Raw genomic sequence first — 10,281 nt, 5'->3', positions numbered from 1 at the left:
CAACATCCCCGAGCTTTGGGACGCAATCCGCGACGCCTTGCCACGCTTCACCGCCGAGGAGTGCTCAAACTACTTCTGCGCCGCAGGATACGAGCCTGAGTGATCAGATTCTGCTCTAGGTTTCGTCAGCGACTGCGTCGCCTGTGCCAAAATTAGCTCCTGAGCGTATGTGATCTTGACCGCGGTTTTGGTTCACAAAAGTCCCCAAAAAAGCTGGCATAGGCAACACCAAAAGTGGCTGACAGACTGATGTCGTGACGGGCAGGTTCAAAGCGTGGTCTGAATCGAGCTGATGAGGGCGGTGACGGCCTGCTTGTATTTCTGGAACTCCGCCGATGTCTGACGGATCTCCGTGGTCGCTGGTGGCGGGGTGGCGTCGGTGGCCACACGGCTCAGCTTCTGGCCCATCTTCCTTTCGGCCCAGTCCACCACATAACTGGCTGTCTTGCCGGTGAGAAACGGGTTGGCCTGGATGACGGCCGACCCCAGCACGGCGCTTAGTTGCGCCGAACCCGACGCCGACAGCACCTGATGCGCGCCTTCCATGCCCAGGAAATGGCAGAGATAGAGCCGGCCGGCAGTGATCTGGTGACCGCGCGCCCGCAGATAGGCTTCGCCTTCGCGCGCCAGATTGCGCACCATCTCACGCGAGATCGTGGCGTCGTAGCGCAAAGCCAAGAGGTCGGCGGTCGACAGTGTGCGCGCAAGCTCCGGACGGTAGGTATTCATCATCCGGATCCAGGTCTTGGTTATGAACTGGCCAGCGCCGGTCGCTGAAGAATTCGGGTTCTTGGCGCGGGCGCTGCCGCCACTTTCGACATGAACGATACGCTCAGTCAGCGTTTCGACGGCAACATCGCCGGAATCGCCAGAATTGCCAGTATCATAGGTGGCGACCGTGGTGACCGTCCCCAGCGGATCGATCGCCTCGCCGTTCTGGTAGAGTTCGAAATGCAGGTGTGGGCCGGTCGAAAGCCCGGTGGTGCCGATATAACCAATGACGTCGCCGGCCCTCACCTTGGTGCCGACGCCGCTCGCGATGGAGAATTTTTGCATATGCGCGTAGCGCGTCTCGCGCCCGTTCGCATGCGAAATCTTCACCAGATTGCCATAGCTGCCGCCATCGCCTTGGAAGCTGATCTCGCCGTCGAAGGCCGCCATGATCGGCGTGCCGACAGGGGCTGCCCAGTCGACACCCTTGTGGATACGAACGACGCCGAGGATCGGGTGCTTGCGTGGGCCGAAGGTCGAGGTCATGACCCCGTTCACCGGCGTGACCATGCCGTTGGCGACAGTCAGCGAACGCACCTCGTCATTGCCGGTGACGCAGGCGAACTGGCCGTCGCTCTGCTGGAAGACGAAACAGTCGATGGTCTTCTCACCGCCCTGGACGCCAACATAAAGGACCCGCCCGGCCGTCTCGTCCTTGCCGCGCGGCGTCTGCGAGTAGATCAGCACCAGGCGCTGGTCCTCGCTGGCGAAAGCGTCGAGGTCCTGTCCTCGCGATAGGTACATGATCGCCTCGCCGATGACGCCGGTTGGAACCTTGTTGCGCGCAGCCGTCGAATAGATCGCGTCGAGCAGGCGGTATTGCCGCTTGGGCCCGCCTTGATCGGTGCCGGAATAGTTGAACAGGTCCTCGCGAACCCAGGGATCGACACCCGACACGAACGCGCCCGCGGCGTTGCGCGTCAGCGTGCCGACAAAGACGTTCTTGGCGTAGATCGACACCTGCATGAGCGACATCGTCGTCGTCTCGCGGTTCGGCCGGAATCCGCGCATGGCAATGACATAACCCGGTTCCAGACCGTCCCGGTTGAAGAGCGTCTTCAGCGCTTCACCGGCCAGCTTGGCGTCGTCGGCGGAGAAATGCGCGTCGACGGCGACGCTGTCCAGGCTGCGGTCGTTGAGGATCTTCACGAATGTGTCTTCGGTCGCCTCGAAGCGCTGGTACTCGCTGGTCTCGGTCGTGACGGTCGTATTGTTCTCTATCTGGGTCTTCTTGAAGGCGGGCAGCGCTGCCTCGCCCTGATCGATGGTCTCTCCCCATCCTGCCTCCGGGTCGTCGGCATCCGGCTTGGGCATCGAGCCGGCCGGGGCTTCGCTCGCATCGGGTGCCGCCAGGTCATTATCCAGGTCGCCCTGCTGGTCGTCCGGTGCCGCCGCCGGGGCAGGCGGAGCGGTCTGGTCAGTGGGTGCGGCGGCCGCCGGAGATGTCGGAGCGGTGCGCCGCTGTGCCTGAAAGAACGCGAAGTCCTCCTGCGTCGACGGGATCGTCGTCATGAACTTTTCGCTGGCACTCAGCATCACGTCGGAGCGGATCTCGATCTGCGGCGAGGCGCCGGAACTGTCGAGCTCGGCCGGGCGCACTACTGCATGGCCCTTGCTTGCCGTGTCGGCATCGGGCGCAAGCGTGATCCACATCGGGTCTCCCGCCAGATCGATAATGGCCGGCACATAGACGGATGCATCGGCCGGCACGTCGTCCGCGCCTTCGACCGCGTGCAACTCCTCGTCTTCGTCGCCGAACGACCAATAGTCCGCCGTGAGGTAGAAACCGGCGGCGATCGAAAGCAGGACAATTACAGCGAAACCGGCAATGAGCCTGCGCCAAAGCGTGCGCCTGCGCAGCGCGGCGCGCGCCTTCTTTTTCTCTCTGAAGCTGGTGTCGATACTGTGCGTCACGGATTGCTTCCGGTCAGAAAGAAGGTCCACCGCACCTGTTCAAGCGTATCGACTTCGAGAAATTGCGCCGCGATATGGCCGCGCTGCCAGCATTCGTCGATGCCGCGGATCGAAAAACGCCGCCGCTCGATGCACATCTCGGTCGACCCGGTGAGGATCGCATGGCCAAAGACGTCCGTCGCGTAGATGTAGATGTAGCGGTTTGTCAGTTCCTCGCGGATGACGTTCACGCATTGATTTGCGCCAATAGTCCACCAGCCGTCGGTCTGGTCGGCATTGTCGACCTTCTGGCCGACGGTGAGATTGACGACATCGAGTGTCTGGTTGCAGACCGTGAATTCGGCGTGTGCTTCGCTGGACGCCAGCACGGCCAGCAATGCCGCTCCCGCTATGACGGCAAGCTTCATCCGGCCTGTCAGGGCGAGCAGGGCTCGAGCTGGATCGCGCTGCCTTACGGGCAAGCCGGCAGACGAGTGAGGCAAACGCGCGTGGCGGAGTTCCATCGGGCGCTCATGCTATCCGCCGAGCCGAAAGTACTTGGCAGTGGCTGAAAATTGCGATCCGTCGGTTTCGATCTCTTCGAGAATTTTGGGCAGCAGCACCGCAGCCGGCGTCGGCGTCGAGAACGCTGCCGCCTGGATATCCTGTGGCCCCGTGATCACCATGATGATCTGCGGCACGGCCTTCCCGGCGACCTTGTCGGCGGCGCCGAGGCCAATCGGGATGCTGAAGGTAGCCTTGTCGGATTGTGCGACGATGCGGTCGTCGAGATTGAACACCATGCCCTTGTGATCGATCAGCAGCACGCTGGAAATCAGCCCCCCGTGCGTCACTAGCGTGCCGCTGATCGGCGTACCATCGGGCACCGATGTCCGGTCGAGAACAAGCTGCGGCTTGTCGGCCGCGGTCTGCCCCAGAAAGCGCAGAAAGTTAGTGACTTCGCATTGGCTCGGCTCGATGAGGCGGACGCTGATGTCCGGCTCGACATGGAATTTAGCCTGGAAATCACCCAGCATCCGTTCGAATGGCTGGACCGCCGGACCAAAACCTTCGATCGCGGCGGCCTTGTCGGTTGACGACGTCATGTTGGCGTAGAAACAGTCGCCGCCGCCGAAGTCGCGAACCCAGGAGACACGTTGCGCGATGTCGTCGACGACCGGGGGTATCGCCGGTTTGGGCACGTTCAAGGCGACGACGGCCTGGTCCGGCTTTTTGGCCGGCGGTGACGAGGCGTTTTGGCCTTCGGCGTTCGCGGCATCCGCCTGGCTCGCAGAGGGCGTTGGTACGACCGCCTTGGGCACCGCCGGCTGGTTGATCCGCGGCTCGGGCTTTACGGCCTCCACAGTCTTCGGCTGGGTCGGCGGCGGCGTTGAGACCTTCTCGGCTGGCGGGGTCGGAGCTGTCGCCTCAGGTGCCGGAGCCAACGTTTGATTGTTGCTGGCCATCGTATCCGGCTGGGTTGCCGGCGCTGTCTTTTCCGAAGGCTGCGCGTCCGTTGCGGAAGGCTTCAGGGGGGCCTGGGTTTGCGAGGGAGCAATGGGCTTCGCTGGCTCGGGCGCTCGTACCGGCTTTGCATCTGCCTGGCTTTCAGCCGGCGGCGCGCTCCCCTCTGTTTGCGGTTGCGCTTCCATTGCCGGCGGCTTCGGGGGTTCCGAGGCCGGCGAGGGGGCTTCGGCGGGCTTGGCCGGCCGCGGCTTTTGAGCTGCCTCTGCTGCTGGTTGATTTTCGGCCGGCGCTACGTTGGCTTCCGGCTGCTCTGGCGGAACCGGCCTTGCCGGCTGCAGGTCGTTCGCGACTTTGTCCGCCGCGATAGGCTTTGACGTTTCCGCTGCAGGATTTGGTGGTTCGGGTGAAGGCGATGTCTTGCCGGCGGACGGCGTCGCCGGCGTCATGAAGCCGCTCAGATAAAGGCCCGCACCTGAGGCGACAGTCAACGCCGCCAAGACAGCGATCGCGATGGTTCGGGCCTTCATGGATTTTCCAGGTAGATCCGCCGCGACGCGCGCACGCGACGGCTGGGCGACCGGCGAAGGCTGCGGTTCGGACAAATGCGCGGGCCGGACATGCGGGACGAAGCGTTGCTCGCCCGGGCCCGTTGCCACAGGCGCGCTCTGTCCGGCGACATTGAATGGCTGGGGCTGTGCCCGGGGATCAGGAACAAGGGTATGTCCCGCCGCTGGCAAAGCCGGCCGGTCGCGAGGTATCCTGGATGGCGGCGGCGTTGTTGCTTCGTCTTCGTCGCGCGTCATCCTGGCGATATCAGCCATGCTGACCGGCCGGTCTTGCGGATCCGGCTGCAGCATGGCTTCGACAGTGTCGCGAAAATCGTCGTCGATGTCTGAGAGATCAGGAACGGTGCGGCGCTTTTCGATGATCTCGTACTGCGATCCGCTCATGTCGATCGGCTTTCCGCGCAGAGCGGCAGCCAGCACCAGCCCAAGGCTGTAGATGTCGGACTGTTCACTGACGTCGCCGCTGTACAGCCCCAGCTGTTCGGGCGAAACATAGTTGTATTTTCCGGCGAACTTTCCGCCGATCAGCGTCTCCCCGCCTACGGTCGCAGATCGCGCTATACCGAAATCGATGATCTTTGCGCGGTCGACCCGGCCCCCCGGAAGGATAATATTGTCGGGCGAGAGGTCGCGATGGATTGCTCCCGCTTGATGCACGGCGCTCAGGCCGGATGCGAGGCGATGGCAGAGCTTGCGCACCTCTTCCGTCGGCATCGGCCCACGCCGCATGATGTCGTACAGCGACTCGCCGTCAACGAATTCCATGGCAAGGTAGGGACGGCCGATTCCGGGATCGATGGTGAAGACGTGGTATCGCACCACCGCGTCATGCGACAAATGGTTGAGGATCGAGGCCTCCTTGCGGAACAAGGACAAGATCGTCTGGTCACGGGCAAACTCGGGCAGGACGATCTTGATCGCGACATGGTCGCCGGTCTGGATGTTGTGGCCGCGATAGACCTCGCCCATGCCGCCGAATGCGATCCGCTCGTCAAGTTCGTAGATGCCGCTGAGCTGCGTACCGACGGCGGTGTTGGCCACCTGCGGCGATATTCGCGTCTTGTCATCGGCGCTCATCAGCCTCGGCCCTCCGCTCTGGACAGATCAGGGTGGATGATTGTCCATTGCGCCCGTTTCCGATCTTTACCAGCACAATGGTGACATTGTCCGTTCCGCCTCGCGCCAGAACCGTTTCCAGCAGGTTTTCTCCGGCCGCCTGAGGTGTTGCCGACACCACAGCGGCCTCGATCTCGGCGTCGGTGACATGTGCCGTCAGCCCATCGGTGGCCAGCACGAAAATGTCTCCCGGCTTCAGTTCGCCCTGCTGGAAATCGATGACGAAGTCGTCACTGACGCCGACCGCATGCGTGATGACATTGCGGCGTGGCCAGGTGAGCGCCTCGGCCGCGCTGATCATGCCTCGATCCAAGAGTTCCTGCACTTCGGTGTGGTCCTTCGAAATCTGTGAGATCGCGGCGTTGCGGATCAGATAAACCCGGCTGTCGCCCGCCCACAGGCAGGCAAACCGTCCGTCCATCGCCAGCAGGGCGGCGACCGTCGAGCCGATGGTTATGCCGCGCGATTCCGATATGCTGCGGATTTCGGCATTTGCCCGGCTCAGCCTGTCCTCGAAACGCGCCCGAAGGTCCGGAGCCGAGCTTGCGATGCCGATCGTGGCTAGATGGTCGACAATGCTGGCTGAGGCGACCTCTCCGGCCTCATGCCCTCCCATTCCGTCGGCCACCACCCAAAGGCCGGTACGTGGCTCAAGCAGATAGCTGTCCTCATTGTGCTCGCGCACACAGCCTTTGTGGCTCACGCCGAAACTCTCAAAGGGAAGGGCGACATCGCTCAACTTGCCACCAAGCGCTTCTTAGGCGTCCTCTGCGGCGCGCTCCCAGGCACTCGCTCGCGCCACTTTGCCACAGGCTCGGCCATTAGAGTATCGAAATTAAGGTCTGGGCGCCCGCGGCTCATAAAGGGTGTCACCGCGCTGAAGAGTTCGAAGCCCATCTCAAAATGCCTTCGGACAGCTGAATCCGGAAAGTGCGGCAAGCAAGAAGGGGTTGGGGCCGGAACCAGTCTGGATCGTATAGGCGACGTCCCGCCCGCCGATTACGAAGCGTGCTTCGACATTGCTGTCGTTGCCGGTGACGGTTGCCTTGTCCAGCAGCCGCTTCAGCGCCCACGGCCCCTCGAACTTGATGGCGGATTCGCGGCCCGGCATTTCCGGCGTCAGGCTCAAGCTGGCGGACCCTGAGGCCGTGCCGCTCGGCCAGGTCACGGTGCTTGGGGCGTTGCCCGCTTGGCTGCTCTGGACGGTCTGACCATCGACGTCGAGCACTGCCGCATCGGCATCGCCATGCAGTGAGAACGGCGTGAAGATGATGCTGATCGCGGGCGCCGAACCGCCCTGGGGAAAGAACGCGCTGCGGATTTCGGCCGCCTGCTGGAAGCTTTTCAGCGTCGATTTCGACAGGTCGCGGCCGAAGCGCGCATCCTGCTTCCAGCTCCAGTCCTGACTGCTCATGTCGATCAGCGATGCGAGATTTTGCGCGAAGAACCGGTCCATCAGCCCGCCCGGAGCGAACAATTTCGCGAAATCCGCCATCGCCATGTCCTCGGCGCCATTACCGGAGAACGGATAGCGGCCGTTGACGACGGCCTCGCACGGAGCCGTGACCGTCTGGTCGAGCATCTGGTTCAAATTGGCCACCGACGTCTCGGCGACGTTGCCTTCGAACTCGTCCGCCGTCGCATTGACCATTCTGGCGAGTGGTTTGGGCAGTCGCGAGGAATTGGCACGAAGGGTGGCGATCTGCAGCTGCAGATTGGCGTTGACGCGTTCCGTCTGCGAAGGCACGTCGGCAGCCAGTTGCAGGCTCTGGTAGATGTCGCGGAAATTCTGGGTCAAGGCATCGATCGGGCGGCGTCCGGCAGGGCCGCTCACCAGGGCCTGGAACGACCTGAACTGCGCTTCGATGTTGGCCCCGGGGCTCTGGTTTTGCGCTGCTGCCGATCCCGTGCCGGCACGGCTTTGCGATTTTCCGGTGGTGATTTGTATGCCGATGCGAGCCAGACCCTTGGCCATCCTTGCTGCGTCTGGAGACTGGCCCTGAACCGTGCCTCCTTCAACCCCGGTGCTCGTGTCTTGTCCGGAAGCAGCGTCGCGCGTCAGCACTGTTTCGTCGGCGATCGCCGTAAACAGCTGTTCGATCGGCGAGGTGGGCGAGGCGACGGCGGAAAGCACGACATAGTGCGGCTTGTCCTTCAGCATCGCTTTGAATTTCAACCCGTCGAGAACGCTGTTCCACGCTAGTGCGAACTCCTTGCCGTAACGATCGAGAAGTTCGGTGCCGAGCTTGAGCAACTCCTGATCGATGCCGCCTTGCTCACCGCCGCCGCCAAGCACCCATTGGTCGTCGACGAGCATCTGCGCAATGTGTGAGAGCTGTCCGAGATAAAAATGGTTGAAGCCGTTCCAGCTATAGAGGCCGGGAACACGCAGGCCCGACAGATCGCCGCCATCGACACGCTCGAACAGCAGCCGCGCTTCCGGGCCGCCTTTGACGGAAACGGAAAAATCATCCAGCGCTGCCGAATTAACCGCGGACTTGATCAATGCGGAGGCGCGGTCGGTAAGGCTCATGCGCCCGAGCGAGCGCTGAGCGGCTTCGATGAGCGGCTGGTTGAGTTCGAAAACCGGATCATAGGCGTCGTCCAGAGCAAGCATGGCCCGCAAATGCTTTTCGAGCTGCTCGCGTCCTTCTCGGTTGTTTTCGCCTGGATAGCGGTTTTGTTCCCAATCCTGCTTCATCCACGAAACGATCAACGCGTCGTCGACCTTCGGTGCCTTGCCGCCAAGCATCAGATAGATTTTCAACGGCTCGTAGAGCGCGGCGGGATCGGCCATCTTGGCTTGGATCGTCCGCTCGGCCTGGATCAGCAGGCGTGATCGCAACATGCGTTCCAGGGCCTGCCGGTAGGCTGTCTTCGATGCCGAAAGCAGTCGCTCCCGCTGGCTGAGGCCGAGTGTCTCCTCGATCGGTGTCGGCGCGTCGCCAGTTTCGAACCCGGCCGGAAGATTGCGCAGCTGATCGAGCGGGCCAATGACGTTTTCGAGATCGACATCGGTCACCTCCGTGCTTTTGAGCAGTGTGTCCGCCGTCGTACGATACTGGCCCATGGCCTGCGTGGTGGAGGCGATCAGCGACCGGTTGGCGGTGAAGCTCAGGGCGAGCGTTCCGAGAGCCGCCGCGGCGATCAACGCGATGACGCCAAGTCCGGCAAACCGGGCGATCGCCACACGCCTTACCGCCAATTTGTCGTACGAAACCCATCCGGATTCGGCAAAAATGACGCCAGTCAGCAGATCATGCAAAAAGAAGCTTTTGCCGCTTCCCGACAGATGGGCGCGGGAATTGCTGCCGAAGCTCCGGCCGATCGCACCCAACACCTGATCGATGGGCGTTCCCTCTTGGGTGCCTGACGAGAAATAGAGCCCACGCAGGCTGGCATTCACCTGGCTGCGGGTCGGATCGAACAGGCTGTCGATAAAACTCGCAATTCGGCCCTTCAGCGCGCCAAACTGCGCCGGAAAGCCAAAGACCGATATGCGCGCGACTGGATCAGCCTCTTCCTGAAGGCGGTCGGGCATCTCATCGACCAAGCGTTTTGCCAGCGCATCGAATTCGGCCGGGGTCTCGGCGGCCATGTTCTTGGTGCGATCGGCGGTCTGGAATGTCGCGCCCCAGACCTTGCGCCGGCGTGGCTCGTCGAAACCGCCGAAATAGTCCATGAACCCGACAACAAGATCAGCCTTGGTGAAAAGCAGATACACCGGAAACTGGATTTTCAGCGTCTCATGGATTTCCCGCAGACGGCTCCGTATCTCGACGACGTGGGCGTCAAGCTGCTGGTCGTCGAGGCCAATGAGATCGGCAAGGCTGATCGCCAAGATGACGCCGTTTATCGGTTGGCGTGTGCGGTATTTCTTCAGCAGCGACAGGAAGGCGAGCCAGCTCTTGCTGTCGCTCTTGGCATTGGAATCCTGCGTCGTGTAGCGTCCGGCGGTGTCGATCAGCACGGCCCGGTCGGTAAACCACCAGTCGCAGGCGCGTGTTCCGCCAACGCCAGCGACCGGCTGGGCGTCACCCGAACCGGCCAGCGGAAAATTCAGGCCCGAATTGACCAGTGCCGTTGTCTTGCCTGCGCCGGGCGGACCGATGATGATGTACCAAGGGACTTCATAGAGGAAGTTGCGCTTGCCGCTCGACCGTTTGAGCGCGGTGATCGCCTCGTTCATCCGCGTCTCGAGCAACCGCGAATCGTCATCCCAGTCGTCGTTGCGGGCAACGGCCGTCTCCAGCGCCTTTTGCGCCTTGCGCATCCGCCAGAAACGCAATCCATAGAAGAGCGCCAGGGCCGCCACGATCACGCCGATGATTGTCGCGCGCAGCCACGCAGGCCCGAGAGGACGGCTGTCGGCGAAGCGGACCAAAGGTCCGGCAAACCACACTGCCGCCGAAAAACCGGCCAGCGCGATCATGCTGAATATCCGCGGCAGCCAACGCGTCATCGGCGC

General features: G+C 62.5%; 5 protein-coding genes. All 5 read right to left on the bottom strand.

Features of this window, described 5'->3' with window-relative positions:
- Positions 1-267 precede the first annotated feature (267 nt).
- Complete coding sequence (locus tag X739_RS138105; RefSeq protein ID WP_023796351.1) at positions 268-2,685, bottom strand: M23 family metallopeptidase; 2,418 nt, start codon at positions 2,683-2,685, stop codon at positions 268-270.
- The gene (locus tag X739_RS138110; protein WP_023772850.1) at positions 2,682-3,092 is read right to left on the bottom strand and encodes a DUF1036 domain-containing protein; all 411 of its coding nucleotides are present in this window, start codon (positions 3,090-3,092) and stop codon (positions 2,682-2,684) included. Before X739_RS138110 ends, X739_RS138105 begins: the two co-directional genes overlap by 4 nt.
- Positions 3,093-3,200: 108 nt before the next feature.
- Positions 3,201-5,774 (bottom strand): serine/threonine-protein kinase, encoded by a 2,574-nt coding sequence (locus tag X739_RS138115; protein WP_023772851.1) that lies wholly within the window; start codon positions 5,772-5,774, stop codon positions 3,201-3,203.
- Positions 5,761-6,516: a protein phosphatase 2C domain-containing protein gene (locus X739_RS138120; protein ID WP_245273969.1), complete on the bottom strand. Its 756-nt coding sequence runs from the start codon at positions 6,514-6,516 to the stop codon at positions 5,761-5,763. Before X739_RS138120 ends, X739_RS138115 begins: the two co-directional genes overlap by 14 nt.
- 195 nt (positions 6,517-6,711) lie before the next feature.
- On the bottom strand, positions 6,712-10,275 hold the full coding sequence (gene tssM / locus X739_RS138125) for a type VI secretion system membrane subunit TssM (RefSeq protein WP_023796350.1): 3,564 nt from the start codon (positions 10,273-10,275) through the stop codon (positions 6,712-6,714).
- Between the last annotated feature and the right edge of the window lie 6 nt (positions 10,276-10,281).

Source organism: Mesorhizobium sp. LNHC209A00 (assembly GCF_000502915.1).
GTDB lineage: Bacteria > Pseudomonadota > Alphaproteobacteria > Rhizobiales > Rhizobiaceae > Mesorhizobium.
This window is presented reverse-complemented; position numbering and strand designations above follow the sequence as displayed.

What these genes read in the sequence shown, in the direction of transcription:
- X739_RS138115 (WP_023772851.1), bottom strand. Translation starts at nt 5,774, where the DNA reads ATGAGCGCCGATGACAAGACGCGAATATCGCCGCAGGTGGCCAACACC.
- X739_RS138110 (WP_023772850.1), bottom strand. Translation starts at nt 3,092, where the DNA reads ATGAAGCTTGCCGTCATAGCGGGAGCGGCATTGCTGGCCGTGCTGGCG.
- tssM (WP_023796350.1), bottom strand. Translation starts at nt 10,275, where the DNA reads ATGACGCGTTGGCTGCCGCGGATATTCAGCATGATCGCGCTGGCCGGT.